The organism is Microbispora bryophytorum (assembly GCF_043197435.1).
Taxonomy (GTDB): Bacteria; Actinomycetota; Actinomycetes; order Streptosporangiales; family Streptosporangiaceae; genus Microbispora; species Microbispora bryophytorum.
Window position 1 is genome coordinate 883,943 of record NZ_JBICTF010000002.1, and the last position, 25,883, is coordinate 909,825.

Sequence of the window (25,883 nt, forward strand, 5' to 3'; positions counted from 1 at the left end):
GTCAGGGCAGAGTGCGGCCGTCCCGCGCGAGAACGACCAGGCGCGAACGGGGATCAGCGTTCGACGGGGCCCGGCTCGAGCGCGGAGTTGTCCAAGTCACCCTTCCGCAGCCGAAAGACCTGAAGACGCAGGTCGTAGTACTTGTCCGTTTCCCCGACCCACTCCATTCCGATGCGGCGGGCGGCGCGGGTGCCGCGCTCGTTCTTGGGCCGTACGACGGCGAAGACCTCCTCCTCGCCGTTGCTGAAGGCATAGTGGGCCAGGGCATGACCCGCCTCGGCCGCGAACCCCCGCCCCCACGCCCACGGAGCGAGCTGGTAGCCCAACTCCAGGTCCTCGCCCTCCGGCGGCAGCGGAAGAATCTGACCCGAGCCTGCGACGCGCCCGCTCTCGGTCTCTTCGATCACCCACCGCCCACTCGGGCGCCCTTCGGATCGCAGAGGTGCGGCGATCCATCCGGTGATCACCGTACGCATCTGGTCGAGGTCGCCGACGTGACCCATCGCCGGGGCCAGCCACCGGGAGACCTCCGAGCTGCCGTAGATGTCCAGCGCGCCGGCAGCGTCATCGTGATGCCACGGACGCAGCCGCAGCCGCGGCGTGCTGATGGTCGATCCGGCGATAGTGACCTCGTGAGCCAACGCTGCTCCTTGATGCGGGGACAGGGCACGCCCGACGGCGCGCTTCGCGGTTGACAACGCTACGCTGTATTGGACTGACTAGTCCATCCAGACCCATCACCAACCGTCACCACCAGGGAGTTGCCGATGGACCCGGCCCACGCGCGTGAGTTGATCGAGAGTGAACGGGAACGCATCAAGGAGCTTCTCGCGTACTCAGCCGCTGGGCGGGCGGCTGACCTGGAGGCGGCCGCCGATGCGAAGACCTCGCTCTTCGATTCGGCGAACCCGCTCGCCCAAGAGCTTCTTGACGATGCTGTAGCCGAGCAACTCAGCGCACGGTTGGCCGCACTCGATCGGGCCGTCGAGCGCCTGCGCGCCGGCACCTACGGAGTTTCGCTGCGCAGCGGTCGGCCGATCCCCGACGAGCGGCTTGAGGCCGACCCCGCGGCGGAGCTTCTCGTTGACGAGGCCGGGTAGGACGGCATCGCTGAGAGGTGGCCGTCTCGACCTCGTGCGGTGCATTACCCACCAACCTCGTGCAGTGCGAACCCATCAACCTCGTGCAGTGCGAACCCACCAGCCGCTCCCCGCGCTGCTCCGCGCCGGGCTCGTGAAAGCCGGGCTAGTAAAAGCAGGGCGCGTCCATGCCTGAGGCACTTCAAGGACGACAGGCCGGCAACGACAAGCTCGTCGCCGCTGATCACATGTCCGCTGCACTGACTGCCAGGCCGCCTGGGTGCGGCGACGGTGCGACCAGGTCTTGACCGCGGACGGGCGCACTGGCCACACGGATCGTGGCCGGCCGGGTCAGGGCGATTGCCGGGTGGTCGGCCGACGGGAAGTTCGTGCCTTTCCGGCCGTCGGGCGACCAGGTGGCTCGCTGTCCGCGGTGCGCGGCCACGTCCGGCCATGTCGACATGCGCTGCGCGATCCGAAGCCTTCAGAGACTCCGGGCGCTTGAGAACAACAGAAAGGCACGGCCCGATGCACGACGTGACACCGGCGCTCAACCAGGCCCGTCGGGGTAGAACGACCCGGCTGGCATTCATATCCGCGGTGTTATCCCTGGTGGCCGCGTTTGCCGCGGTGGGGTCGACGATCCCGCTCTTCAACATCTACCGGGCCGAGGACGGGTTCACCAACGCCGGCATCTCGTTGACCGTCGTCGCCTACTCCGCCGCCACTCTCATCACCCTGTTGACAATGGGGCGACTGTCGAATCATCTGGGCCGCCGGCCCACCTCGATCGCGAGCCTCGGCCTCCTGGTGCTGGGCTGTCTGCTGCTGCTGAACGTGCACGACATCGGCATCCTGATCGCCGGTCGGCTCCTGATGGGCCTCGGTGCCGGGCTGGCCAGCAGCAGCCTCACGTCCTACATCGTCGATGCCGCACCGGCCAGGCCGGCCTGGTTGGCCACCGTCGCCTCCAGCCAGACAGTCATGCTCGGCCTCGCCGTCGGCGCCGTCGCGTCCGGAGCCCTGGTCCAGTTCGGCCCCTGGCCGCGTGAGCTCATCTACCTGGTCGCCGTCGGCTTCCTGCTCCTGTCCGCCGCCCTCGTCGCTGTCAGCCCGGAGACGGCGACTCCGTCGCCTGGCGCCTGGTCGTCACTGCGTCCCCAGGTCCGCGTACCGGCCCGGGTGAGGCGTCTACTCCCCGTCGCGGCAGCGGTGTTCCTGGCCACCTGGGCGACCGGGGCCTTCTACCAAGCCTTCGTGCCGGCGCTGGTCGAAGATCAGCTCCACACGCGCAGCCCGCTCGTCCTCGGGCTGGTGTTCGCCGCCTACATGGGTCCCAGCGCTCTCGGCGCTCCCCTCGGCGGCCGGTTCACGTCCGCGGCCGCCCAACGCCTCGGCGTGATCGTCTACCTGGCCGGATGGGCCGGCATCATCACAGCGATCGCCACTGGCACACTGGTGCTGTTCATCGCCGCAACCATCGTCGCGGGCGCCAGTCAAGGCATCGCCATCAGCGCCGCCACCCGCGGCCTGCTGCACGGCAGCACCCTGGCCGACCGGGCACCGATCTTCAGCGTGATCTACCTACTCTGCTACAGCGGCGCCGCTGTCCCCGCCCTGGTCTCCGGCCGGCTGTCCACCACCTTCTCACTGCCGCAGATCGCCCTCGGATACGGCGTACTCGCCCTCGTCGCCACCGTGTTCACTGTCATCGCTGCGCGCAACCCGCACCCGGACCCGAGCGGGAACAGCCAGCACGGGAGTAATCATGACGAACCTCACCGTCACCCAGACCTCACTCGACCCTGAGCAGGGCGCCGTCGGCGCTCGCCGGCGTCCGTCGATCGCCGCGCGGATCAGCGCGATGGGCCAAAGCCGGATCGGCGCCCTGCTCCTCCTCGTCGCGACGCTTGCAGCGATCGTCTGGGCCAACGTTTCCCTGGCGTCGTACGGGACGTTCTGGCGGACCCGTCTGATGGCCGGCGTCGGCGACCTGCATCTGCAGTTCACGCTTCACGCACTGGTGAACGACGCGCTGATGGCGGTCTTCTTCTTCACCGTCGGGCTCGAAGTGCGCCGGGAGTTCGCGATCGGCGAGCTGACGAGCTGGTCCCGTGCCCTGGTGCCCGTCGCCGCCGCCATCGCGGGCCTGGTGGCGCCCGCGCTCCTTTTCGTCCTCATCGCGAGGGGCTCCGGAAACGAGCAGGCGTGGGGACTGGTGATCTCGACCGACACGGCCTTCCTCGTGGGCGCCTTGGCCCTGATCGGCCCCCGCGTCCCCGGACGCCTGCGTGTCTTCCTCCTGGCGCTCGCGGTCGTCGATGATATTGGGGCGCTCAGCATCATCGCGCTGGTCTACACCGAGCACTTCACTCCGCTGCCGCTCCTCATCGCCGCCGCCGGGCTCGTGGGGGTTTATCTCACGCGCTATCTCCGTAGCCGCCGCGGGCCGGTGTACGTAACTCTCGCGATCGTGGTGTGGCTGGCCTTCCTCGCTTCGGGTGTGCACCCGACCCTCGCGGGCGTCGCGATCGCGCTGCTGGTCCCCGTGTATCGCCCCAACCGCAGCGACGTCGAGCGCGCGCTGGAACTCGCGCGCACCTTTCGCCAGTCGCCCACCACCGAGTACGCCCGCGCCGCCGCCAACAGCCTCCGCGAATCCATCTCGATCAACGAGCGACTCCAGTCGGCCTACGCCCCGTACGTCGCGTACGTCATCCTTCCGCTGTTCGCCCTCGCCAACGCGGGCGTCGTGCTGACCCCCGAGGTCCTCGCCGGCGCTGCCGGCTCCACCCTGACGTGGGGCATCGTCGTGGGCCTCGTCGTCGGCAAGCTCCTCGGCGTCTTCGGATCGAGCGCGCTCCTGCGACGCCTGAAGCTCGGCGAGCTCGGAGCGGGTCTCACCCTCGATCGCGTCCTCGGCGGCGCCGCGGTGTGCGGGATCGGATTCACCATCTCGCTGTTCATCGTGGACCTCGCGATCGACGACGAGCTCGCGCAGAACGAGGCGCGGGTGGGTGTGCTCGCGGCGTCTGTCATCGCCTTCGTGCTCGCGACGATCATCTTCCGGATCTCGGATGCCGTGCGCCCCGACGACGACTCCGGCATGACGCTCGCGCGCCCGGTCGACCCGGTGCGCGACCACGTGCTCGGAGACCCGTACGCCCCCTTCACGATCGTCGAGTACGGCGACTTCCAGTGCGGTTTCTGCCTCAAGGCGTCCGGATCGATCCTGGAGGTGCGCGGCGTGCTCGGAGACCGGCTCCGCTACGTGTGGCGCCACGCCCCGCTCGTGCAGATCCACCCCAACGCCCTCGCAGCCGCGGAGGCGAGCGAGGCGGCGGCGGCGCAGGGCAGATTCTTCGACTTCGCGCGTGCGCTCCTCGACGATCAGGACAACCAGCGGCCGTCCGACATCATCCGGATCGCCGACGACCTGGGCCTGGACCTCGATCAGTTCGAGAAGGACCTCATCTCGGCCGAGGTCGCGGGCCGGGTGCGCGACGACATGCTCGACGCCGAGGCCATGAGCATCACCGCCGTCCCCACGCTATTCATCAACGGCCGCCGGCACGTCGGCCCGTACGACGCGCGATCGCTGCTCCGAGCGCTGACGACCGCGGGCGGCACACCGGTCGCCGAGTGACGGACGACGACGCGTCTCAGATTGGCGACGGGATGCGACCGCCACCTCGACGGCAGTCGCCTCAACCGGCGACCGCGGCCGAGGGTCTGCGCGCCCAGCCGTTGCGGGTACGAACAGCGCCGACGGCGCGGCAGGTCAGGTAGATGACGAAGGCGATGGTGGTGACATACGGGCTGATCGGGATGCTGCTGCCCAGCGCGATGAGGATGCCGCCGACCACGGACGTGACGGCGAACAGGACGCTGAGCAGGGGGATCAGGCGAGGGGAGGCGGTCACCCGGGTGGCGGCGGCCGCAGGGGTGACCACCAAGGCGAGCACCAGCAGAGCGCCGACGATCTGAATGGTCGTGGCCACGGCGAGACCCAGCACCAGGGTGAACACGGGGGACAGCGCCCGAACGGGCACGCCGCGGGCGGCGGCGACGTCGGGATCGAGGCTGGCGAGGGTCAGCGGACGCCAGATGACCGCCAGGACGAGCAGGACGACGACCGACACGCCGATCAGCCAGGCCGTCTGCGGGGTGTCCACGGCCACGATCTGCCCCGTGAGCAGGCCGAACTTGTTGGCGGCGCGGCCTTTGTACAGCGACAGGAACAGCACGCCGAGTCCCAGTCCGAACGGCATCAGGACACCGATGGCGGAGTTGCGGTCCCGGACACGTACGCCCAGGGCGCCGATCACCACGGCGGCCAGGACCGATCCGGCCAGGGACCCTGCCACCACATTCACCCCGAGCAGGAGTGCGGCCGCCGCGCCGGCGAAGGAGAGCTCGGCGATCCCGTGCACGGCGAAGGCCAGATCTCGCATCATCACGAAGGTGCTGATCAGGCCGCCGACCACGCCGAGCACGGCCGCGGCGATGATCGAGTTGGCGACGAGGGCCAGCAGCTGCCCGTAGTCGTCGTAGTTGAAGATCTGGTGCCAGATATCGGGACTCATGGCTGGACCCCTCCAGCGGGATCGGGGTGGTGCGGGGTGGGAGCGCCGACGATCACGTAGCGACCGCGGGCCCGGATCACCTCGACCAAGCCGCCGTACAGTTCGGACAGAACGGAAGACCTCATCACCTCGTCGGGCGTGCCGACGCGGAACCGGCCGCCGGCCAGGTAAAGCACCCGGTCGACCAGTGGCAGGACCGGATTGAGCTCGTGGGTGACGAAGAGGACTGCGGTGCCGTAGGCGCGCCGTCGCCGGTCGAGCAGGTCGACGATCGCGTGCTGGTGGTGCGGGTCGAGCGAGAGGAGCGGCTCGTCGCACAGCAGAAGCGCGGGATCGGTGGCCAGGGCCTGCGCGATGCGCACCCGCTGCTGCTCGCCTCCGGACAGCAGGCCGAGGGGCATGTCCGCGTACTCGTGCGCGCCCACCTCGGTCAGCAGGTCGTCGATGCGCCGCCGCAGCCCTTTGCCGCCGAGGGGCAGGCCCCAGCGATGGCCGTCGACGCCGAGCCGTACCAGGTCGCGGGCGCGCAATGGAGTGTGCGGGGCGAGGGCGCGCTGCTGGGGGATGTAGCCGATCAGTTCGCTGCCCCGCCGGGGCGGGCGGCCGTCGATCAGCAGGGCCCCGGCGGAGAGAGGCAACTGGCCCAGGATGGCGTGCAGCAGGCTGGTCTTGCCCGATCCGTTGGGCCCAAGCACGGCGATGAACTCACCGCGGCGCAGCTCCAGATCCAGCCCGGACCACAGCACACGCTCACCACGGCGCAGTTCCGCATCGGTCAGGCTGAGGACGACGGGTGTTCGGCCGGCGGGGGCGGCCTGCGGTGCGATGGTGCCCGACTGCTCGATCATCGGCCCAGGGCCTTGCCGAGCGAATCGAGGTTGGCGGTCATCCAGCCGATGTAGTCCTCACCGGAGGGCAGGGTCTCGGTGACCGGGACGACGGGAATGCCGTTGCCGGTCGCCGCGTCGCGGACCTTCTCGGTCTCCGGGCCGGCGGTCTGGGAGTTGTAGACCAGGGCCTGCACCTTCTTGCCGGTGAACAGGGCCAGGGTGTCCCGCAGGACGCGGGGGGAGACGTCGTTGCCTTCCTCGATGGCCTCGCTGAACTCCTCCGGGGAGGCGTCGGTCAGACCGCACGCCTCGATCATGTACAGCGGGACCGGCTCGGTGATCGCCACGGCGGTGCCCTTCGCCGTCTGCGCGATGGCCGCCTCCTGCTCCTCCAGCGGCTTGAGCTTCTGCTTGAAGGTCTCGGCTCCGGCGGTGAAGGCGGCGGCCCCGGAGGGGTCGGCCTTGCCCAGCGCGGCGGCGATCGAGTCGGCCAGCCGCGCGACGGACGGGAAGTCGTACCAGACGTGCTCGTTGAGCTCCTCGCCGGCGGCCGCCGTCTTCCCGGAAATGTCGACCGCGTTCAGCACCGGGGCCGAGGTGTTGCCGGCGGCGTCGCGCATCGTGTCCATGAAGTCGTCGTAGCCGCCGCCGTTCTCGATGATCACCTTGGCCTTGGACAGCGCCAGCTGGTTCTGCGGATTGGCCTCGTAGGAGTGCGGGTCCTGGTCGGGACTGGCGATGAACGAGGTCACCGCGACCTTGTCGCCGCCGATCTGCCGGACGATGTCGCCGTACACGTTGGTGGAGGTCACCACGGCGACCGCGCCCGGGCCGGTGGACGCGCTCACGGCCGGCTCGGGAGATGCCGAGGAAGAGGACGAGGGAGAGGACGAGGGAGAAGATGAGCCGCCGCAGCCGGTCAGCAGCACAGAGGCCAGGCCCGTGAGGACGAGCAGGGAGGGACGACGCAAGGGGGAGGTGTTCATGTCGATCCTTGTCGATAATGACAATGGTTTTCATTTCCAAAGCTAGCATCGCCATCCGGACCGGCTGCAATGGGCAGGAGGCACGGAAGGTCACCGCATGGCCGTCGAGGGCTCCGTCGCGTCTGTCCAGCACGACGTGCGCACGCCGTACATCTCCTCGGCATGGAAGCCGACCACAGCAGGAAGCCGGTCATGAACGCGGCCGGGAGGCGTAAGGGAGCAGCGCCGTCTCGCGGGCGTTCTTGACGGCACGGGCGATCTGGCGTTGTTGCTGCACCGTGACGCCGGTGACGCGGCGGCTGCGGATCTTGCCGCGGTCGGAGATGAACTTCCGTAGCAGGTCGGTGTCCTTGTAGTCGATGTAGTGCACCCCCTGCAGCGGGTTGCCCTTTTTACGTAGGGTGCGGCGGGGCTTCATGCGATCTCCTTGAGGTCGAGGATGTGGGCGAAGGGGTCGTCGTAGCCGGCCCACACGTCGGAGCCCGCCAGGGCCTCCTCCTCGGTGAGCAGGCAGGAGTCGAGCAGAGAATGGAGGCGCTCCCGGTCGAGGTCGGGGCCGGTGAACACCAGGTGCTGGACCCGGTCGCCGGTGACGTGGTCCCAGTCGAGGCCGGCGGCCGCGCGGCGGGCGGGGGAGACCATGTCCCAGGCGGCCTCCGGCAGCGCGGCCAGCCAGGGCCCGGCGTCCTCTACCGACACGACGCCGGCGACCGCGTCCCAGGCGAGCAACCGATCCGGCCGGCTGACCAGCCAGAACCGCCCGCGGGAGCGCACCGACCCGGTGACCAGCTCGTCTACGGCCTCGAAGAGGCGAGCGGGGTGCAGCGGGCGCAGCCGGCGCCAGACGACCGTGGTGATCTCGTCGGTCTGCGCGTCGCAGGGAAGCTGGGCGGTGGCGGGGTCGACGCGTTCGGCCAGTTCCCGCGAGCACAGCCGGGCGCCGGTCACGCCCGGCAGCGACTCGGCGAAGACCGGGGTGCAGGGCGCGAGGTGGGCGAGCACGGCGCGGGAGAGCTCCGCGTCCTCTTCATCGCCTCCGTGCAACGTCAGGGCGGTGGCGTACTCGATCTGCCGGGTCAGGACTTCGGCGAGATGGCGCTGGTCGCCTGCCGCGGCCGGCTGGCCGGTCTCGCCGAGGAGGTCGCCGCGGGTGATGTCGATGGGCATGTGCTCGGCGTGCAGCGCGGTCAGCACGCAGGTCAGCCGCAGGATGCCGTGTGCCTCCTCGCAATCGAGGGCCTCGGCGACCGAGCGCGGCTCAACCGAGTCCCACAGATCGACCACGAGCAGTGACGCGGTGGCGGCGTGCCGCACCAGCTGAGGGAGAAGGTCCTCGCGCACGGTGCAGGTGACACAGCCGTGCGCGAGCCGTACGTCGGCCAGGTCGAGCACGGTGGAGGCGTCGCGGACCACGCGCTCCACCCGGCCGGCGGTCACCTCCCGCAGATCGTGGTGGACGGCGACGGAGCCGGGGTGGTCGCGCAGGAGGCGGTCGACGACGGCCGTGCGTGCAGAGGCATGCAGGCCCGCGACCAGGACGACGGGGGTGGACATGAGGGCCTCCGAATTGCGGAATAGAAATGACAATGATTATCGTTATCATCGCACAGGCTGATGGCGAGAGAGGAAGGGCCCGTGGCCAGAAACGAGCTACGCCCCGTGATCAAGCTGCGATCGAGCGCGGGGACCGGCTACACCTACGTGACCCGCAAGAACCGCCGCAACGACCCCGACCGGCTCACGATCCGCAAGTACGACCCGATCATCCGCAGACACGTCGCCTTCAAGGAGGAACGATGAAGAAGGGCATCCACCCCGACTACCACCTGGTCGTGTTCCGCGACCCGGGCGCCGGGTTCGCCTTCCTCACCCGCTCGACCATCACCAGCGGCAAGACGATCGAGTGGGAGGACGGCACCACCTATCCCGTGGTGGACGTCGACGTCTCCTCCGCGAGCCACCCCTTCTACACCGGGCGCAGCAGAGTGCTCGACACCGCCGGGCGCGTCGAGCGATTCAACCAGCGCTACGGAAGGTCCTGATGTCCGCGCACTGCCAGCTCACGGGAGCCGCGCCGGTCTTCGGCAACCGCGTCTCCCACTCCCACCGGCGCACCCGCCGGCGATGGAACCCCAATATTCAGCAGCGCCGCTACTGGCTGCCCAGCGAGAACCGCTTTGTCCGGCTCACGCTCAGCGCCCGTGCGATCAGAACCGTCGACAAGATCGGCGTCGAGGCCGTCGTCACCCGGATCCGGGCCCGGGGAGAGAAGATCTGATGGCCAAGAAGAGCAAGATCGCCGCCAACGAGAGGCGCAAGGCCGTGGTCGCCCGCTACGCCCAACGGCGTGCGGAGCTGAAGGAGGTCGTACGCACCGGCGCTCCGGAGGAGCGGGCCTCGGCTGTACGCGAGCTGGCGCGCCAGCCGCGTGATGCGAGCGCGACGCGCGTGCGCAACCGGGACGCGGTGGACGGCCGCCCGCGGGGCTATCTCGGCACGTTCGGGCTGTCCCGGATCCGTTTCCGGCAGATGGCCCACCGGGGCGAGCTGCCGGGTGTGACGAAGGCGAGCTGGTGATCGTGGCTGTCCCGAAGCGCAGAACCTCGCGCAGCAACACCCGGCATCGCCGTAGCCAGTGGAAGGCGACTCCGCCTGACTTGGTGCCGATCACTGTGAACGGACGCGAGCTCCTGGTGCCCCGCCGGCTGGTCCGCGCCTACCAGCGCGGGCTCATCGTCCCCGACTGACGACAGCCGACCTCGCGCGGCCTGCCGGGGCGGGTGAGCAGAAGCCGAGGGAGTTAAGCGAAAACCGTACAGTCCCGCACAATTGGGCGGTGGAACGTCACGAGTTCGGTGCCGCGGTGCGCCAGTGCGGGAGAGCACGGCGCCTGCGGCTGTCGGGCTACCGATCGTCCGCCGGTGGGTGCAAGGGTTGCGAGGACTAGGGGATCGGGTATGTGGTGGGAGGTTCTCCGCGCCGTTCTCATCGCGGTAGCGGTGAGCTGGGCGTCACTGGTCATCGCACTGGCAGTCGTGCGCCCCAAGGGGCCGCTACTGAAGGAAGCGCTTCGGATCCTGCCCGATCTCCTGCGTTTGCTGCGCCGGTTGGCCGCTGACCGCTCCCTGCCCCGTGGCGTCAGGGTCCGGCTTGGCCTACTGCTCGCCTATCTGGCGTTCCCGATCGATCTGATCCCCGACTTCATCCCCGTTCTTGGCTACGCGGACGACGCGATCATCGTTACTGCCGTACTGCGTGGGGTGGTGCGCCGGGCCGGCCTGGACGCGGTCCGGCAGCACTGGCCCGGCAGTGACGACGGCTTCGCCGCGCTGTGCCGACTCACCGGTCTCAGGCAAGGAAACGAACAGAGCCTTGGGGACACAGCCAAGGAGCCTGAGGGGTCACCTGAATGAGGCCGTCGCAGTACCCGTTGCAGCAAGAAGCCCCAGAGCTTAATCGCTCCGGGGCGTTTTGGTTGGTGGGGCTACCAGGACTTGAACCTGGGACCTCTTCCTTATCAGCCTTGCCTTGGCGTTCAACCCTTCGTGGTCTTCTAGTGACTATCGGCTTATAATCCCAGGTAGAAGCCATGATTTCGTGTCGGGAGATCTCGCGGAGTGTCACCCACTGACGCGAGCTCCACTAACGAGTCACTAACGAAGGATCATGAAGGCGAGGTTGAGTGGGCTACTCGTTCAAGCGGCTCGATCGCAACGGCAAGCCGCGATACACGGCCTGCTACCAAGACCTGAAAGGCAACATCCTCTCGGCGGGCACCTTCTCCAATAAGAAGGACGCCGACAGAGCCTGGCAGATGGCCGAGGCAGAGGTGGCCAAGGGCCGGATCGGCGATCCCAAGCGCGGACGGCAGACCTTCAAGAGCTACGTCGAAGGCACCTGGCTGCCCAACCACGAGATGGAAGCAACGACTCGGCAGACCTACACCTATGCGATCGGGAAGCATCTTCTGCCCGAGTTCGGCGCCATGCGAATGATCGACATCATGCCCGAACATGTCCGGGCCTGGATCGTCGCGATGAAGAAGAAGGGCGCGTCGCCCGTGACGATCCAGAAGACGAAGATCGTCCTGAGCGCGATCTTCACGACCGCACTGAATGACCAAGTAACCTTCATCCACCCCTGCAAGGGGGTCAAGTCACCACCGGTGGTGGCCAAACCGCGGACGATCATCTCCCCGGAGCAGTTCGAGACGCTCTATAGGGCCCTCCTAGACGCGGACACCAAGCTCCTGGTCGAGACCGACATCGAGACCGGCCTCCGTTGGGGCGAGCTGACCGAACTACGAGTCAAGGATCTCGATACAGGCTCGCGCATCCTTACCGTCAGCCGGGCAGTCGTCGAGGTCAATCCTCAGTTCCACCCGACCGGCGGCCGTTTCCTGGTGAAGGAATACCCCAAGGACAAGGAGTTCCGGCGTCTCAAGCTCACGAGGCAACTCGTCGACAAGTTGAGCCTGCACATCGAGGAGCGAGAGCTGGGACCGAACGACCTGCTCTTCATGTGGCGGCAGGAGTCCGCTCCTCGCACGAAGCTACGTGTGGTTCCCGATCCTGAGCAGCTGGGCCTCACTCCCCCGAATGCGGCAGGTCGGCAGTATCAGCACGGGACGCTGATGGGCTACAACTCCGGCAAGTGCCGCTGCGAGCACTGCCGTGCCGCCATCGCTCTTTACCGAGCACAGCGCCGCCAGACCGAAGGCAAGAACAGCCCTCGCGGGCGCCGTATTCGCGACACCGATGGCCATGTCCCTGCCGAGGCCTTCCGCAATCAGATCTGGAAGCCCGCCCTCGCCGCGGCCAACCTCACAGTCAAGGTCCGCATCCACGACCTTCGACACGCGCACGCATCGTGGTTGCTCTCGGGTGGCGCCGACCTCCAAGTCGTCAAAGAGCGACTTGGGCACGCATCGATCGCGACTACTGAGAAGTATCTACACACGCTGGACGACGCCGACGAGACGGCGCTCGACGCGTTCACGAAGATCCGAAATCGCAACGCGCGCAGGTCGTCCTGACATCGGTACGGCTCGCTCCGCTGCTTGCCACGGAGGCGAGCCTTGATCCTTCTGGAGGGAAACGAGGACCAGTGGCCGAGCCTATGGACGGCACCGACCAACGACGAATCGAAAGAGTCATCCTGGGAGCGACGATCACCAGCGTGGTCGTGCTCGCCTTCATCGCCGGCTCGATCTCATATCGGCACCTCCACCTGCTCGCCCTACGGCACGGCGAGTCACCCTGGACTGCTGCGCTACTGCCGCTCAGCGTGGACGGGACGGTGCTCTGCGCCTCGATGGCTTTACTTGCTGATTCGCGGCGCGGGAGACGCGGCGGAGTCCTGCCCTGGACGCTTCTTGTGATCGGCAGCCTCGCCAGCGTTGCCGCCAACGTCGCCGTCGCCGAACCATCCTTCATTGGTCGGGCCGTGGCAGCGTGGCCGGCCTTCGCGATGATCGGCGGCTTGGAGATGGCCTTCCGGCTGGTACGGCAAAGCGTCGCCCGCCGGCGCTCTCCTGAGGAGCCCACGGCCGTACCAGATCCCGTATCGGACGACGACGCGCTTCAAGCCGACGGTAGGCCGCGCGGACGCACCCTCCAGCAGGAAGCATGGCAGTGGGCACTCCGAAACCGCCGCCCAGACGGAACTCTGCCGCGATCCGTTGATCTGGCCCGACAATTCCACCGCAGCCCCCGCTGGGCCCGCCTCGTCAAGTCATCCGGATCGAACGGCACCTTGACCTAGACGAGTGCCGAAGTCCGCGGCAGCGGAGCCGCTTGCCCACAGCGGCCTTTCACAAGGACCGCAGAAGCATCCTCGCGTGGCGCGGGATCACCTAACCCTCGGCGCGGGCGGCACCGAAGACGAGGGAGCGTCCCCGCGTCCGCGGGGAGCACCGGGACCAGCTCACCCCGCATGACCTCGCCGAGGGACCATCCCCGCATACGCGGGAGCACCGCCTCCTCGTGCTGATGAACGGCCCCAGCTCGGGACCATCCTCGCATTCGTGGGGAGCTCCATTCCGAGAACCCCGATACGAAGTTTGGTCAGGGACCATCCCCGCATGCGCAGGGAGCACGGCGCGTCGCAGTTCCCGGACCCGTTCTCTCTGGGACCATCCCCGCATGCGCGGGGAGCGCTGGGTGGCGTGGAAGGCCGCGCACCCGGACGTGGGACCATCCCCGCATGCGCGGGGAGCGCGGTGCCGGAGAAGTTGTCGCCGACCCAGCCGAGTTCGGGACCATCCCCGCATGCGCGGGGAGCGCGGCTCGGCCTTCTCCTCGGGCACGGCCATGAGGGGACCATCCCCGCATGCGCGGGGAGCGCAGCGCCGTCGTCTTGAAATGCACGTCCTCGAAGGGACCATCCCCGCATGCGCGGGGAGCGCCGCTCCTGCAACCTCGCCAATCTCGCGAGCGTGGGACCATCCCCGCATGCGCGGGGAGCGCACGGGCAGGTAGGAGCAGTTGTACCCGGCGATGGGACCATCCCCGCATGCGCGGGGAGCGCTACCCGGTCTCCAGCGTGAGGTTGTCGAGGTTGGGACCATCCCCGCATGCGCGGGGAGCGCGACCTCGTCGGTCACGGCTGGTCCTCGGTGACGGGACCATCCCCGCATGCGCGGGGAGCGCTGGGACACAACCTGAGCAGGGGGTGGCACGTGGGGACCATCCCCGCATGCGCGGGGAGCGCAACGTCGACCGGATCGCCGACCAAAGAAGGGACCATCCCCGCATGCGCGGGGAGCGCCCCCGCCACCCGGACAGGGTCGAGGCGGGCCTGGGACCATCCCCGCATGCGCGGGGAGCGCGTGTCGCCAAACAGCCCGTACAACGCCTCCAGGGGACCATCCCCGCATGCGCGGGGAGCGCACCGGCCATGTCGCCCCAACGATGTACAGGCGGGGACCATCCCCGCATGCGCGGGGAGCGCCAGCGGACGCGCATGATCCCCTTGATCGGGGTGGGACCATCCCCGCATGCGCGGGGAGCGCTGGCCGAGGCGATCCGCCCCGGCCTTGACCCGGGGACCATCCCCGCATGCGCGGGGAGCGCTGCAGCACGGCCCGCCACGTTTCGCCGCCTTGGGGACCATCCCCGCATGCGCGGGGAGCGCACTTCACCACCTGCGCAGATACGAGCCAGCTGACGCTATTTCGAGCACTTTCGTAGACTTGGACATTCCGGACTTCATTGTCCCGCGTATTCGGACGCTTCGAACACGGCGCGCTCGCGGAGAGCGCGCAGCCGAGCAGCGGCGAGCGAACTGCTGAACGTATGCCTGCCCTGGGGCCCTCACTACACCCCCTGCACGCCCGTGGCCCCAGCGAGGCCGGCCATCCCTGTGGCGCACCCATAGCTGCCGAGACGTTCGAGCAGCTCGTCAGCGAGGGCAAGGGGAGCGCATTGTCCCCCTCACTCACCGCGAAGGACACCACATCTCGGTGGCGGTCATGCTCAATGACGTCGGCGATTCCGCCACCGGCTGTGACCGCCCGGGACATGGGCGTCGCTAGTCGGACTTATCCCCGCGTGCGCGGGGAGCACTGCTACCACTACCGTCCACATCGGACCATCCCCGCGGGCGCGGGGAGCACGTCATCCATCATGATGGCCTACCTGCCTTGGCTCTCTGTACCGCCCCTGACCTTCATCGGCGTCTTTCCTGGGACGGCTGCAGAGGGAAGGGTGAGGCGGAATACCCACGAATGTGTGACGTGCGTGATAGGTTCCTCGCTCAGGATGAGCAACATGTGGATGGTAGTAGTAAGCCAACCCCCCTAGGAGTTGCCATGGCAAACGAACCCGAACCACTCCTCAACTTAAGGAGCTTCGTGCTCCTCCTGTTCGCGGCCTTGGTCGGCTGCGCTACCGGCGTCCTCACCAATCTGGCGGGCGGGAATCAGCCGCAGTCCGTGATCGCGGGTGGGGCTGCCGCCGGCGCAGCGCTTATCTGGGCGCATAATCTGCTGAGCTAACGCCGGAGGGCCGTTGCTGGTGACAACGCATCCAGGGTCGGACTAGCGCAAATGGTTCAGAGCGGACAAAAGCGCTAGTTCGGCCGTGGATGACAGGATCGGGCCGATCGATAGTTTCTCCTTGAAGGTCGCCTCTCTTCTGTTACGTTCCAGGTTGTCAAGATTCTGAGGTGGCACTCATGCCGCCACGGCTTACATGCGGACGGTCGTGTGATCGATGAAGATCCAGTAGGTGCGGAGTTTGCCAAGGGGCTTTCCGTACCGGCGCGAGCGGTGTGGGCCAAGCATGATCGCGATAGTGATGGCTGGTTGCCGTTGTGGCGGCATATGGCCGACAGCGGGGCCGTAGTCGGGCTCTTGTGGGATGAGTGGGTTCCTGTTCAAGTACGGCAGCTGCTGTCGGATGCGCTCCCAGGCGGCGAAGCTGATGCACGCCGTCTCGTGGTGTGGTCGGCGACGACGCACGATATCGGCAAGGCGACGCCGGCCTTTTCCTGCCAGGTGGAGTTGCTTGCCGACGGCATGCGGGCGGAAGGGCTGGACATGCCGCTCCAGAAGCGGTTCCCGGATCGGAAGCTTGCCCCGCATGGCCTTGCCGGCCTGGTTCTCTTGCAAGAGTGGTTGGTGGAGCGGTACGGCTGGCGGAAGTCGGCTGCTTTGCAGTTCGCGATCGTCGCCGGCGGTCACCATGGGGTGCCGCCGACGTCTCTGGATATCCAGCAAGTGATCGATCGCCCGCAGTTGCTTCGTACGCGGGAATGCGCGACGCTGTGGCGAGGCGTCCAATGGGAATTTCTCGACCGGTGTGCCGATCTGTGCCTCATTCGGGAGCGGTTGCCGGAATGGCAGGCGGTGAAACTGCCGCAGCAGGCGCAGGTGCTGTTGACCGGCCTGGTTATCGTTGCTGATTGGATCGCCAGCAATCCCGATCTCTTCCCATATTTTCCCGATGCGCAGCACATTGGTGATCACGAGCGGGTCAGAGCGGCGTGGGAAGGCCTGGATCTGCCAGCGCCGTGGCAGCCAGCGGATACAGCAGACGATGTGGCGCGGCTGTTCTTCTCCCGTTTCGCCTTGCCCGCTGAAGCGAAGATTCGGCCGGTGCAGCGTCGTGCTGTCGAGGTCGCGAGATCCATGGTTCGTCCGGGTCTGCTTGTCGTTGAGGCGCCGATGGGCGAGGGGAAGACGGAAGCGGCCCTAGCCGTAGCGGAGGTCTTTGCCTCCCGCTCCGGAGCCGGTGGGTGTTTTGTTGCGTTGCCCACGATGGCGACGGGCAATGCGATGTTCCCTCGGCTGCTGTCGTGGCTGGGCAGGGTCTTCGCGGGGCATGAGGGACGGCACTCGGTTCACCTGGCGCATTCCAAGGCGGCGCTCAACGAGGCGTACGTCGACTTGATCCGGGCTGGTCGGCGGGCCGTGCGTGGCATCGATACCGATGGTGATGAGGAGGTGTGGCGTCCGCGTAGAGATGGTCGGGCTGCCTCGGCCGAGTTGATTGCGCACCAGTGGTTGCGAGGCCGGAAGAAGGCGATGTTGGCCTCCTTTGGGGTGGGGACGATCGACCAGCTCTTGTTCATGGGATTGAAGAGTCGTCATCTCGCGCTGCGGCATCTGGCCCTGGCGGGCAAGGTGGTCGTGATCGACGAGGCGCACGCTTACGACTCCTACATGAATTCCTATCTGGACCGGGTGCTGTCGTGGCTTGGCGCCTACGGCGTGCCGGTAGTGGTGTTGTCGGCGACGCTCCCGGCCGGGCGTCGACGTGAGCTCGCCGAGGCATACGTGGGGGCGTCCAGGTTCGCTGAGATCGAGGCCGCCAGCGACTACCCGCTGCTCACGGCGGTTGAACGAGGCCGACAGCCGGTGATCGAAGCGGTGGAAGGTTCCGGGCGCACGATCGACGTTCATCTTGAGCGTCTCGCCGATGACCTGCCCACGCTGGGGGATCGCCTGGCGCAGGAGCTGGCCGAGGGCGGTTGCGCGCTGGTGATTCGCAACACGGTGGACCGGGTACTGGAGACGGCGGCTTACCTGCGTGAACGGTTCGAGCATGTGACTGTTGCTCATGCCCGCTTCCTGGACCTGGACCGTTTGGCGAAGGACGCCCGGCTGCTGGAACTGTTCGGGTCGCCGGACAAGAGCCGCAACCGGCCCACCACCGCGCACATTGTCGTAGCGAGCCAGGTCGCCGAGCAGTCCTTGGACGTCGACTTCGATCTCCTCGTGTCGGATTTATGCCCGATCGACCTTTTGCTGCAGCGGATGGGGCGGCTTCACCGTCACCAGCGAGGCAAAGGCCAAGCCCACCGTCCCGCACGGCTGCAGACCGCCAGATGCCTGGTGACCGGAGCGGACTGGGCGGCCGTGCCGGTCAAGCCGGTGTCCGGATCCAAGCGTGTCTACCGCCTGCATGCCTTGCTGCGGTCGGCTGCCGTGCTGGAGCCCTACCTTGCGGGCACCGGACCGACCGGCCATGTGGTTCGGCTTCCGGATGACATCAGCCCGCTTGTGCAGCGCGCCTACGGCAGCAGGCAGATCGGCCCGCAGGCGTGGCAGGAGGTGATGGCCCGCGCCCGCGACGCCCACGAGTTGCACCAGGCGAAGCAGCGCGAGAAGGCGGACGCTTTTCAGATCGCTCCCGTGGGCAGACCCGGCCGCGCCCTTGTCGGCTGGGTGGACGCCGGCGTGGGGGACGCCGACGACACCCGCAAGGGCCGCGCCCAAGTCCGGGATGCCCAGGAGTCGCTGGAGGTGCTGGTCGTTCAGCGTCGCCGCGACGGCACCCTGACCACGGTGCCGTGGCTGTCGCAAGGACGAGGCGGCGTCAAGTTGCCCACGGATTCGGTGCCCGAGCCCAGGATCGCCCGGATCGTAGCCGCATCCGCCCTGCGACTACCGCACCACTTCTCGATTCCTCAGACGATGGACCGGGCAATCGCACAACTGGAAGCCGAATGCATTCCAGCCTGGCAGTCGAAGGAGAGCCACTGGCTTGCCGGAGAGCTGATCCTCACGCTCGACGAAAACTGTCGGACCCACCTGGCAGGCTACGCCCTGCATTACTCCCACGAGGACGGTCTGAAGGTGACTGATGCGCGCTGATCCGTCGTTCGACCTGACTCGGTGTCGCTGGCTCCCCGTCCGTATGCGCGATGGCACCGAGACTGAGCTGTCTCTGCGAGAGCTCTTTGCGCAGGCTGCGAATGTGCAGCGGCTGGTGGGCGACGTCCCCACCCAGGAGTTCGCCCTGCTGCGCCTGCTCCTCGCGATCGCGCATGACGCGATAAAGGGCCCGGTCGATTTGGATCACTGGCAGGAGCTGTGGGACGCCGGCCTCCCCGTCGGCGAGATCACCGCCTATCTGGATGACCACCAGCACCGCTTCGATCTGCTGCACCCCACCGAGCCCTTCCTGCAGTGCACTCGCCTGGAGATCGCGGGCGAGGCGGGTTCGCTGGACCGCCTCGTCGCCGATGTCCCCAACGGCGCGCCGTTCTTCACCATGCGTGCCCGCGGCACGCCCCGGCTCGGCTTCGCTGAGGCCGCCCGCTGGCTGGTGCACGCGCACGCCTTCGACACCTCCGGCATCAAGACCGGCGCCAAGGGCGATCCGAGGGTCAAGAACGGCAAGGTCTACCCCCTCGGCGTCGGCTGGGCCGGCAACCTCGGGGGCATTCTCGTGGAAGGCGACACCCTGAGCGAGACGCTGCTGCTCAACCTGATCGCCTTCGATACCGACAACCTGCGTAGCGACCCCAATCGTGATCTCCCGGCATGGCGTCACCCGTCCCCAGGCCCCGGCCAGCTGGATCCGCTGGAGCTGAGCAGGCGCCCGGCGGGAGTACGGGACCTGTACACCTGGCAGTCCCGGCGGGTACAGCTGACCTACGACGCGCATGGCGTCACCGGTGCCATCCTCGCCTACGGCGACCGGCTCGCACCGCACAACATGCACCAGCGCGAGCCGATGACCGGGTGGCGGCGCAGTCCGGCCCAAGAGAAGAAGCTGGGCCTGGCCCAGGTGTACTGGCCGCGCGAGCACGATCCCAGCCGCAGCGCCTGGCGAGGCCTCGGCGCATTGATCGCCGGTCGCGCGCCAGGGGCGGAGCAGCGCGGGGAAGCCGCCGCCATCGTGCGGCCGCGCATCCTCGACTGGGCCGCCCGTCTCAGTGTCGAAGGCGACCTGCCCGCCTCCTTCCTGATCCGGGCACGCCTGTTCGGCGCCGTGTACGGCACGCAGCAGTCGGTCATCGACGAGATCATCGATGATTCCGTCACCATGCCTGTCGTGCTCCTACGTCGGGAAAATCGCAGGCTGGGACAGGAGGCCATCGACGCGGCCGCCGATGCCGAGACCGCGGTGAGCTTGCTGGGGGACTTCGCCGCCGACCTCGCCCACGCCGCAGGCAGCGAGACTGACCCTCCTAAAGAGGCAGCCCGGAGCCTCGGCTTTTCCGCTCTCGATGGACCGTTCCGCACCTGGCTCGCCGGTCTCCGTCCCCAAGACGACCCCAAGCAGGTGCGAGCGTCCTGGCAGCGGCAAGCCCACCGCATCGTCATCCGGCTCGGCCAGGAGGTGCTGCGCGACGCCGGCGACGCCGCATGGGAAGGGCGTGTGATCCACACCAAGCAGGGCCAGGAGCTATGGCTGAACGCGTCGAGCGCCGACCTGATCTTCCGGAGCAGGTTGCGTAAGGCGCTGCCGCTGGCCGCGACGGACTCTCCGGATGAGGATGCCGATTGACTGGAGGCACGAACATGACCTCACACACCCCCACCGCACGTCGCTCCGTGGCCGAGGTAATCGGCGAGGTCGCTGACACGTATATCGCCGAACTTCAGGCGGGATACATCGCCGATCGGAGTACGGCGGTCGCGGCCTTGGCGCAGCTTCGACGCGGCGCCGGCAAACTCCCTCAGGACGCGCCCGACCTGTGGGGCATCGCCGGCATCGAGCGGCTGTACAGCGAGCAAGGGCTGAGCGAGCATGATCTAGATCACATGAGGGACAAGGCCGAGTCTGCCCTCTTCGTGGCGGTGACCCTGTACGCGCTGCACCAGCAGTCCCGCAAGACGGACAGGATGCACCGCCCACGTGCAGACCTGGGCGCCGCCGTCCGCCGGTTGATGCCGAAAGCCGAGATCGATGAACCGATCCGGCGTCGCTTCGTCCGTACGGGCACCGCCACCTCTCTCGACGCGCTCGCCTACCGGCTGCGGGAGATCGTCTCCCTGCTGCGCGGAGCCTCACCTCCCATCCCGCTGGACTATGGTCTGCTCGCCCGGCAGCTTTACCAGGCCCAGTGGCCCGACGGGCTGCGCCAAGTCCGCCAAAGCTGGGGACGCGGCTTTCACGCCTACCGCGCCCCCGACGGCTCCCCCTCGGACGACAACGACCACTGAGAAGGACATGTGATGACGCGCACCATTGTGGAAGTGCACGCCCTGCAGACCGTCCCCCCGAGCTGCCTCAACCGGGATGACACCGGTACCCCCAAGAGCGCCGTGTACGGCGGGGTGCGAAGGGCCCGGGTTTCAAGTCAAGCATGGAAGCGCGCCGCCCGGCGCGCGTTCCACGAGCGCCTGGACCCCGCCGAGCTGGGAGTCCGCACACGTCGGGTAGCCGAAGTGCTCGCCGAGCGGATCACCGAACTCGACGGCTCGATCGAGCAGGCCCAGGCCTGGAAACTCGCCGCCGAGACGATCCAGACGGCGACCGGATCCAAGGTCGAAGTCCCCAAGCGCAAGGCGAACGCAGCCAAGGACAACCCCGAGGCAACCCCACCTGAGTCGAAGTACCTCATGTTCCTCAGCGCCCACCAACTGCAGGGCCTGGCCGAACTCGCGGTCAAAGCCCATGGCGCCGGCCCGGACTTCTACAAGGACAAGGCCAACAAGGAGAACGCCCGTCAAATCGCCAACACCCGGCACTCGATCGACATCGCCCTGTTCGGCCGGATGGTGGCCGACGGAGCCGACATCAATGTCGACGCCGCCGCGCAGGTCGCCCACGCCATCAGCGTGCACCGAGTGGACATCGAGTCCGACTACTACACCGCGGTCGACGACTACAAGGAGCGCGAGGACGACGACCTGGGCGCGGGCATGATCGGAACGGTCGAGTTCAACTCCGCCACCCTCTACCGCTACGCCGCGCTCGACGTGGACCTGCTGCGTGCCAACCTCGGCAAAGGGTTGCGCGAGGAGGAGGCGCTGACCGAGCCGGTGCGCCGCGCCACCGAGGCGTTCGTCGAATGCTTCCTGACTTCGCTGCCCACCGGAAAGATCAACACCTTCGGCAACCACACCATGCCCGACGCGGTGATCGTGAAGCTGCGCACCTCGCGGCCCATCAACGTCGTGGCCGCTTTCGAAGAGCCTTGCCGGGCCGAGCCGGAGGTCGGTGGCCACATGCGGCAGGCATGCGAGCGGCTGGCCGCCTACATGCCCGACGTCGAACGCGCGTACGGCATCGCGCAGGACGCCCCGACCTGGGTGCTGCGGGTGGGTAGAAACACCGAGGCCCTGGCCAGCCTCGGCAGCGAGTTGTCCCTGCCGGAGCTGGTGGCGAAGGTCGGCGCGGAGGTCGCCCGCAGGCAGGGCGGCTCATGAGCGTCCTGCTGATGCAGCTGGCGGGTCCCTTGCAGGCCTGGGGCTCCTCCTCCCGCTTCGCCCGCCGCTCCACCGAGGCCGCTCCCACCAAGAGCGGGGTCATCGGGCTGCTCGCCGCCGCTCAGGGCCGCCTGCGTGGCGACGACATCGCTGACCTGGCCGCGCTGCGGTTCGGCGTGCGGATCGACCAGCCCGGCACGCTAGTGCGCGACTTCCACACCGCCCATCGCTTCGACACCGGTACGGCCATGCCCGTCTCGGAGCGGTATTACCTTGCCGACGCCGTCTTCGTCGCAGGAGTCGAAGGCGAGCACGATCTGATGGAGGAGCTGCACCGGTCGCTACGCAATCCGGTCTTCCTCCCTTACCTCGGACGCCGCTCTTGTCCGCCATCCCGGCCCATCGATATGGGCGTGTGGCACGACCTCACCCTTGAGGATGCGCTCGCCCAGCAGGAATGGCGGGCATCCCGCTGGCATCAGCTGCGTCACCGAAACAAACAGCACGTCGATCTGGAAGCGCTGATCGAAGCCACACCAGGGGACGGTCCGGTCGACACCTTGCGCGATCAGCCGCTGAGCTTCGACCCCCTGCACCGCCGCTACGCCCTGCGCGGCGTCCGGCGGATCCCCATCCCGGGGGTGCTCAACCCCGTCGCACGCGTCGCGGTCCCGCTGAACCACGACCCAACCTCCGTCCTACGAGGCGCCTGATGTATTTGACCCGCTTCCGCATCAACACTGCCCGCGTCGGCGCCCGGCGGCTACTGTCCTCTCCCCAACGGATGCACGCAGCGGTGATGTCGTCCTTCGCGGAGATTCCGCCGCCAGCCGGACAGGGCCCCCGCGTTTTGTGGCGCATCGACCACGACAGCCGTGCCGCGACTCACCTCCACATCGTCAGCCCCGCCAAGCCCGACCTCACCCACCTGGTGGAACAGGCCGGCTGGCCGGAAACCGGCCGCTGGGAAACCTTCGACTACGGGCCGTTCCTCGACCGACTGGCCGTCGGCCAGCGGTGGACTTTCCGACTCACTGCCAACCCCGTGCACACCGCTCGCCGGACGGACGACGAACCCACCAAGATCACCGCACACGTCGGGGTACGGCACCAGATGGGCTGGCTCCTGCAACGCCAAGACAACGCCGGGTTCCGTGTGCTTGAAAAAGCACCCGAGCATCAGCTGGTTCCCGAACGGGACCGTCACGAACTCATCGTCCATAATCGGCGGGAACTCGCCTTCAACAAGGCTGGCCAAAGCAAGCCGGTCACCCTGGTCTCCGTCACCTTCGACGGACGTCTGGAGGTGACCGACCCCGCCGCCCTGCGACGCGCCCTCACCCATGGTCTGGGCAAGGCGAAAGGCTACGGCTGCGGGCTGATGACCCTGGCGAAGGCATAAACCATGGCGACAGTAGGTCGGCGAGGAGCGTCCTCACCTCAAGAACTCGCCCGAATGAGTGATCGCATTTCATTCATCTACCTCGAACGCTGCACCCTGCACCGCGAGGACAACGCCATCACCGCTGAAGACGCCAACGGCATCACCCACATCCCCTCCGCCACCATCGGAACTCTGCTGCTCGGCCCCGGCACCAGGGTCACCCATCAGGCGATGAGCGTCCTCGGGGATAGCGGAGCGGGAGTCGTGTGGGTGGGGGAGCACGGCGTACGCTTCTACTCGGGCGGCCGATCCCTCAACCGCTCCTCCACCTTCGTGGAAGCGCAGGCCGCCAAATGGGCCAACCGGCGCACCCGCCTGGAAGTCGCCCGCGAGATGTACCGCATGCGCTTTCCGAACGAGAACCCCGAGGGCCTCACCCGGCACGAGCTTCTCGGCAGGGAAGGCCGCCGGGTCAAGGACTGCTATCGGGCCCAAGCCGCACGCGTTGGCATACCGTGGAACAGACGCGTGTATACACCCGGCTCCTTCGACTCCGGCGACCCCGTCAACCAGGCCGTCACCGCGGCTGCCCAATGCATGTACGGCATCGCCCAGACCACCGTCCACGCCCTGGGCTGCGCTCCTGGCCTCGGCTTCATTCACTCAGGTCACGAATTGGCCTTCGTACTGGACATCGCCGACCTGTACAAGACCGAGATCGCCCTGCCGATCGCGTTCGACATCGCCGCGCAGAGCCCGGAAGACGTCGGCTCCCTCACCCGCCGAGCCATTCGCGATCACGTGAACAAGATCGGTCTGTTGCGGCGGTGCGTGCAGGACATAAAGCATCTCCTGCTGACGGACGAAGGAGGTGATGACCCCACTGCGAACGAGATCGACCGGGTCACGCTCCAGAGCGACCGCGGCGTAGAGGTCGAGGCCGGCCGCAACTACGACGGCGACTTCTACGAGGTGGACTGGTGACGGTCATCGTCCTTACCCGCTGTCCTGCTGGCCTGCGCGGTTTTCTCACTCGGTGGCTGATGGAAATCTCACCCGGTGTCTTCATCGGCGGCCCTTCCGCACGTATCCGGGATGCGTTGTGGAACGAGGTGCAGCACTACGCCGACACCGGCCGAGCCCTGTTGGTCTACAGCACGGACAACGAGCAGGGCTTCACCTTCGAGACCTACGACCATAAGTGGCATCCGATTGATCACGAAGGTCTCATCCTGATCCGCCGTCCCAGAGAGGAGCCAACTGTGAGCGCCGCTCCTCCTCCCCCTGGTTGGAGCAAGGCCGCAAAACGCCGCCGCTACGGACGCTGAGGTTACGCCACGCCAAGGGAAGGAAACCGCACTGCATTGCGACTCTGTTCGGGTCGGCATCAGCGGGGAGCGTTCCTGACCGTGCTTAATGCGCCAGAGGATGCACGAAAGCAGCAAAGTGCCCGAAATGTCCGAATTCTCAGAAGTGCTTGAAACTGGTTCCTCGCCCAGATGAAGCCGCAGGTCAGCCAGTGTGCTCCCCGCGCACGCGGGGATGATCCCTGATGGCCGCCCCCCAAAACGAGATCGGGCCTGTGCTCCCCGCGCACGCGGGGATGATCCCTGACCCCGAGCAGTGGTTCAGGTTCGGGAAGAGTGCTCCCCGCGCACGCGGGGATGATCCCGACTACCTGACGCGGAAGGGCGAGACGACCGAGTGCTCCCCGCGCACGCGGGGATGATCCCCGGTGGCTGCACCTGACGCCGGCGATGGCCGGGTGCTCCCCGCGCACGCGGGGATGATCCCAGCTTCCCGATCAGCGGGTAGCGCTCGGCGAGGTGCTCCCCGCGCACGCGGGGATGATCCCTCCCGGTGGTGGACATGGCCCGCGAGGGTTCCGTGCTCCCCGCGCACGCGGGGATGATCCCGCCCCCGCCGGCTTGAACACGGGGACGTTCTTGTGCTCCCCGCGCACGCGGGGATGATCCCGTGCCGCCGCTGAGCTACCCGACGTACACCGTGTGCTCCCCGCGCACGCGGGGATGATCCCTGCTGCGGCGTGATGTCCATGCCCTCGCCGGGGTGCTCCCCGCGCACGCGGGGATGATCTCGCCCGGCGAGCCCTGATCTTGATGAGGGCCTGGTGCTCCCCGCGCACGCGGGGATGATCCCCAGTGCTCATGCGAGCGGCGCACCCTGTCGGTGTGCTCCCCGCGCACGCGGGGATGATCCCTGGTCGCTGCCGGCGCTGGCCGCCCGCCTGCCGTGCTCCCCGCGCACGCGGGGATGATCCCCGGAGGACATGAACCGCGGCCTGGTCTGCCACGTGCTCCCCGCGCACGCGGGGATGATCCCTGGTCGCTGCCGGCGCTGGCCGCCCGCCTGCCGTGCTCCCCGCGCACGCGGGGATGATCCCCGGAGG

General features: G+C 67.8%; 26 protein-coding genes and 2 CRISPR repeat arrays. Of the genes, 20 read left to right on the forward strand and 6 right to left on the reverse strand.

The annotated features are described in order from the left end of the window. Nucleotides 1-53 precede the first annotated feature (53 nt). Nucleotides 54-641 (reverse strand): GNAT family N-acetyltransferase, encoded by a 588-nt coding sequence (locus tag ACGFIB_RS09130; protein WP_357238398.1) that lies wholly within the window; start codon nt 639-641, stop codon nt 54-56. Between the two features lie 126 nt (nt 642-767). Here ACGFIB_RS09130 and ACGFIB_RS09135 point away from each other — a divergent pair, with 126 nt between their 5' ends. From ACGFIB_RS09135 to nhaA, 3 genes are all read left to right on the forward strand, one after another. Continuing rightward, nucleotides 768-1,100, forward strand: a complete 333-nt coding sequence (locus tag ACGFIB_RS09135) for a TraR/DksA family transcriptional regulator (RefSeq protein ID WP_142573345.1) — start codon at nt 768-770, stop codon at nt 1,098-1,100. Nucleotides 1,101-1,691: 591 nt separating this feature from the next. Continuing rightward, on the forward strand, nt 1,692-2,888 hold the full coding sequence (locus ACGFIB_RS09140; protein WP_393369870.1) for an MFS transporter: 1,197 nt from the start codon (nt 1,692-1,694) through the stop codon (nt 2,886-2,888). Beyond that, nucleotides 2,848-4,725, forward strand: coding sequence for a Na+/H+ antiporter NhaA (gene nhaA / locus ACGFIB_RS09145; protein WP_393369873.1), 1,878 nt, complete (start codon nt 2,848-2,850; stop codon nt 4,723-4,725). The genes ACGFIB_RS09140 and nhaA overlap by 41 nt, the downstream gene beginning before the upstream one ends. Nucleotides 4,726-4,786: 61 nt before the next feature. Here nhaA and ACGFIB_RS09150 read toward each other — a convergent pair whose 3' ends face one another. The 5 genes from ACGFIB_RS09150 to ACGFIB_RS09170 form a co-directional block, all read right to left on the reverse strand. Continuing rightward, the gene (locus ACGFIB_RS09150; protein ID WP_142573349.1) at nt 4,787-5,665 is read right to left on the reverse strand and encodes a metal ABC transporter permease; all 879 of its coding nucleotides are present in this window, start codon (nt 5,663-5,665) and stop codon (nt 4,787-4,789) included. Next, nucleotides 5,662-6,513: a metal ABC transporter ATP-binding protein gene (locus tag ACGFIB_RS09155; RefSeq protein WP_393369878.1), complete on the reverse strand. Its 852-nt coding sequence runs from the start codon at nt 6,511-6,513 to the stop codon at nt 5,662-5,664. Before ACGFIB_RS09155 ends, ACGFIB_RS09150 begins: the two co-directional genes overlap by 4 nt. After that, nucleotides 6,510-7,481 carry a metal ABC transporter solute-binding protein, Zn/Mn family gene (locus tag ACGFIB_RS09160; RefSeq protein ID WP_393369881.1) on the reverse strand — a complete coding sequence of 324 codons (972 nt, stop codon included), beginning with the start codon at nt 7,479-7,481 and terminating at the stop codon, nt 6,510-6,512. Before ACGFIB_RS09160 ends, ACGFIB_RS09155 begins: the two co-directional genes overlap by 4 nt. A gap of 190 nt (nt 7,482-7,671) precedes the next feature. Beyond that, nucleotides 7,672-7,899 carry a 30S ribosomal protein S18 gene (gene rpsR, locus ACGFIB_RS09165; RefSeq protein ID WP_357238411.1) on the reverse strand — a complete coding sequence of 76 codons (228 nt, stop codon included), beginning with the start codon at nt 7,897-7,899 and terminating at the stop codon, nt 7,672-7,674. After that, nucleotides 7,896-9,035, reverse strand: coding sequence for a CobW family GTP-binding protein (locus ACGFIB_RS09170; RefSeq protein ID WP_393369884.1), 1,140 nt, complete (start codon nt 9,033-9,035; stop codon nt 7,896-7,898). The genes rpsR and ACGFIB_RS09170 overlap by 4 nt, the downstream gene beginning before the upstream one ends. An 81-nt stretch (nt 9,036-9,116) precedes the next feature. Here ACGFIB_RS09170 and rpmG point away from each other — a divergent pair, with 81 nt between their 5' ends. From rpmG to cas2e, 17 genes are all read left to right on the forward strand, one after another. Further along, nucleotides 9,117-9,281: a 50S ribosomal protein L33 gene (rpmG, locus tag ACGFIB_RS09175; RefSeq protein ID WP_142573357.1), complete on the forward strand. Its 165-nt coding sequence runs from the start codon at nt 9,117-9,119 to the stop codon at nt 9,279-9,281. Then, the gene (locus tag ACGFIB_RS09180; protein WP_142573358.1) at nt 9,278-9,523 is read left to right on the forward strand and encodes a type B 50S ribosomal protein L31; all 246 of its coding nucleotides are present in this window, start codon (nt 9,278-9,280) and stop codon (nt 9,521-9,523) included. Before rpmG ends, ACGFIB_RS09180 begins: the two co-directional genes overlap by 4 nt. Then, the gene (gene rpmB / locus ACGFIB_RS09185) at nt 9,523-9,759 is read left to right on the forward strand and encodes a 50S ribosomal protein L28 (RefSeq protein WP_191053191.1); all 237 of its coding nucleotides are present in this window, start codon (nt 9,523-9,525) and stop codon (nt 9,757-9,759) included. The genes ACGFIB_RS09180 and rpmB overlap by 1 nt, the downstream gene beginning before the upstream one ends. Then, nucleotides 9,759-10,058, forward strand: a complete 300-nt coding sequence (gene rpsN, locus ACGFIB_RS09190; RefSeq protein WP_191053190.1) for a 30S ribosomal protein S14 — start codon at nt 9,759-9,761, stop codon at nt 10,056-10,058. Before rpmB ends, rpsN begins: the two co-directional genes overlap by 1 nt. Before the next feature lie 2 nt (nt 10,059-10,060). Continuing rightward, complete coding sequence (gene rpmF, locus ACGFIB_RS09195; protein ID WP_030508570.1) at nt 10,061-10,228, forward strand: 50S ribosomal protein L32; 168 nt, start codon at nt 10,061-10,063, stop codon at nt 10,226-10,228. A 210-nt stretch (nt 10,229-10,438) separates the two neighbouring features. Beyond that, entirely contained in the window at nt 10,439-10,894 is a 456-nt protein-coding gene (locus tag ACGFIB_RS09200; RefSeq protein WP_357263888.1) for a YkvA family protein, read from the forward strand. Nucleotides 10,895-11,163: 269 nt separating this feature from the next. Beyond that, entirely contained in the window at nt 11,164-12,516 is a 1,353-nt protein-coding gene (locus tag ACGFIB_RS09205) for a tyrosine-type recombinase/integrase (protein WP_393369888.1), read from the forward strand. A gap of 83 nt (nt 12,517-12,599) precedes the next feature. Continuing rightward, nucleotides 12,600-13,244: a DUF2637 domain-containing protein gene (locus ACGFIB_RS09210; RefSeq protein ID WP_393369891.1), complete on the forward strand. Its 645-nt coding sequence runs from the start codon at nt 12,600-12,602 to the stop codon at nt 13,242-13,244. A gap of 244 nt (nt 13,245-13,488) precedes the next feature. Next, nucleotides 13,489-14,615: a CRISPR direct-repeat array (repeat unit 29 nt; unit sequence GGGACCATCCCCGCATGCGCGGGGAGCGC). A 676-nt stretch (nt 14,616-15,291) separates the two neighbouring features. Next, nucleotides 15,292-15,477, forward strand: coding sequence for a hypothetical protein (locus ACGFIB_RS09215; protein ID WP_393369894.1), 186 nt, complete (start codon nt 15,292-15,294; stop codon nt 15,475-15,477). Between the two features lie 210 nt (nt 15,478-15,687). Next, nucleotides 15,688-18,579 (forward strand): CRISPR-associated helicase Cas3', encoded by a 2,892-nt coding sequence (gene cas3, locus ACGFIB_RS09220; RefSeq protein WP_457852308.1) that lies wholly within the window; start codon nt 15,688-15,690, stop codon nt 18,577-18,579. Continuing rightward, entirely contained in the window at nt 18,569-20,221 is a 1,653-nt protein-coding gene (gene casA / locus ACGFIB_RS09225) for a type I-E CRISPR-associated protein Cse1/CasA (protein ID WP_393369896.1), read from the forward strand. The genes cas3 and casA overlap by 11 nt, the downstream gene beginning before the upstream one ends. 47 nt (nt 20,222-20,268) lie before the next feature. Beyond that, nucleotides 20,269-20,880 (forward strand): type I-E CRISPR-associated protein Cse2/CasB, encoded by a 612-nt coding sequence (gene casB / locus ACGFIB_RS09230; protein ID WP_393369899.1) that lies wholly within the window; start codon nt 20,269-20,271, stop codon nt 20,878-20,880. A gap of 12 nt (nt 20,881-20,892) precedes the next feature. Next, nucleotides 20,893-22,089, forward strand: coding sequence for a type I-E CRISPR-associated protein Cas7/Cse4/CasC (gene cas7e, locus ACGFIB_RS09235; RefSeq protein WP_393369902.1), 1,197 nt, complete (start codon nt 20,893-20,895; stop codon nt 22,087-22,089). After that, complete coding sequence (gene cas5e / locus ACGFIB_RS09240) at nt 22,086-22,802, forward strand: type I-E CRISPR-associated protein Cas5/CasD (RefSeq protein ID WP_393369904.1); 717 nt, start codon at nt 22,086-22,088, stop codon at nt 22,800-22,802. The genes cas7e and cas5e overlap by 4 nt, the downstream gene beginning before the upstream one ends. Continuing rightward, complete coding sequence (gene cas6e, locus ACGFIB_RS09245; protein ID WP_393369906.1) at nt 22,802-23,491, forward strand: type I-E CRISPR-associated protein Cas6/Cse3/CasE; 690 nt, start codon at nt 22,802-22,804, stop codon at nt 23,489-23,491. Before cas5e ends, cas6e begins: the two co-directional genes overlap by 1 nt. A 3-nt stretch (nt 23,492-23,494) precedes the next feature. After that, nucleotides 23,495-24,457 carry a type I-E CRISPR-associated endonuclease Cas1e gene (gene cas1e / locus ACGFIB_RS09250; RefSeq protein WP_393369909.1) on the forward strand — a complete coding sequence of 321 codons (963 nt, stop codon included), beginning with the start codon at nt 23,495-23,497 and terminating at the stop codon, nt 24,455-24,457. Next, nucleotides 24,454-24,801: a type I-E CRISPR-associated endoribonuclease Cas2e gene (gene cas2e / locus ACGFIB_RS09255; RefSeq protein WP_393369912.1), complete on the forward strand. Its 348-nt coding sequence runs from the start codon at nt 24,454-24,456 to the stop codon at nt 24,799-24,801. Before cas1e ends, cas2e begins: the two co-directional genes overlap by 4 nt. Nucleotides 24,802-24,994: 193 nt before the next feature. After that, nucleotides 24,995-25,877: direct repeats of the CRISPR family, unit length 29 nt; unit sequence GTGCTCCCCGCGCACGCGGGGATGATCCC. The last annotated feature ends 6 nt before the right edge of the window (nt 25,878-25,883 follow it).

What these genes read in the sequence shown, in the direction of transcription:
- ACGFIB_RS09135 (WP_142573345.1), top strand. Translation starts at nt 768, where the DNA reads ATGGACCCGGCCCACGCGCGTGAGTTGATCGAGAGTGAACGGGAACGC.
- nhaA (WP_393369873.1), top strand. Translation starts at nt 2,848, where the DNA reads ATGACGAACCTCACCGTCACCCAGACCTCACTCGACCCTGAGCAGGGC.
- ACGFIB_RS09150 (WP_142573349.1), bottom strand. Translation starts at nt 5,665, where the DNA reads ATGAGTCCCGATATCTGGCACCAGATCTTCAACTACGACGACTACGGG.
- ACGFIB_RS09155 (WP_393369878.1), bottom strand. Translation starts at nt 6,513, where the DNA reads ATGATCGAGCAGTCGGGCACCATCGCACCGCAGGCCGCCCCCGCCGGC.
- ACGFIB_RS09160 (WP_393369881.1), bottom strand. Translation starts at nt 7,481, where the DNA reads ATGAACACCTCCCCCTTGCGTCGTCCCTCCCTGCTCGTCCTCACGGGC.
- rpsR (WP_357238411.1), bottom strand. Translation starts at nt 7,899, where the DNA reads ATGAAGCCCCGCCGCACCCTACGTAAAAAGGGCAACCCGCTGCAGGGG.
- ACGFIB_RS09170 (WP_393369884.1), bottom strand. Translation starts at nt 9,035, where the DNA reads ATGTCCACCCCCGTCGTCCTGGTCGCGGGCCTGCATGCCTCTGCACGC.
- ACGFIB_RS09180 (WP_142573358.1), top strand. Translation starts at nt 9,278, where the DNA reads ATGAAGAAGGGCATCCACCCCGACTACCACCTGGTCGTGTTCCGCGAC.
- rpmB (WP_191053191.1), top strand. Translation starts at nt 9,523, where the DNA reads ATGTCCGCGCACTGCCAGCTCACGGGAGCCGCGCCGGTCTTCGGCAAC.
- rpsN (WP_191053190.1), top strand. Translation starts at nt 9,759, where the DNA reads ATGGCCAAGAAGAGCAAGATCGCCGCCAACGAGAGGCGCAAGGCCGTG.
- ACGFIB_RS09200 (WP_357263888.1), top strand. Translation starts at nt 10,439, where the DNA reads ATGTGGTGGGAGGTTCTCCGCGCCGTTCTCATCGCGGTAGCGGTGAGC.
- ACGFIB_RS09210 (WP_393369891.1), top strand. Translation starts at nt 12,600, where the DNA reads ATGGACGGCACCGACCAACGACGAATCGAAAGAGTCATCCTGGGAGCG.
- ACGFIB_RS09215 (WP_393369894.1), top strand. Translation starts at nt 15,292, where the DNA reads ATGGCAAACGAACCCGAACCACTCCTCAACTTAAGGAGCTTCGTGCTC.
- casA (WP_393369896.1), top strand. Translation starts at nt 18,569, where the DNA reads ATGCGCGCTGATCCGTCGTTCGACCTGACTCGGTGTCGCTGGCTCCCC.
- cas7e (WP_393369902.1), top strand. Translation starts at nt 20,893, where the DNA reads ATGACGCGCACCATTGTGGAAGTGCACGCCCTGCAGACCGTCCCCCCG.
- cas5e (WP_393369904.1), top strand. Translation starts at nt 22,086, where the DNA reads ATGAGCGTCCTGCTGATGCAGCTGGCGGGTCCCTTGCAGGCCTGGGGC.
- cas6e (WP_393369906.1), top strand. Translation starts at nt 22,802, where the DNA reads ATGTATTTGACCCGCTTCCGCATCAACACTGCCCGCGTCGGCGCCCGG.
- cas1e (WP_393369909.1), top strand. Translation starts at nt 23,495, where the DNA reads ATGGCGACAGTAGGTCGGCGAGGAGCGTCCTCACCTCAAGAACTCGCC.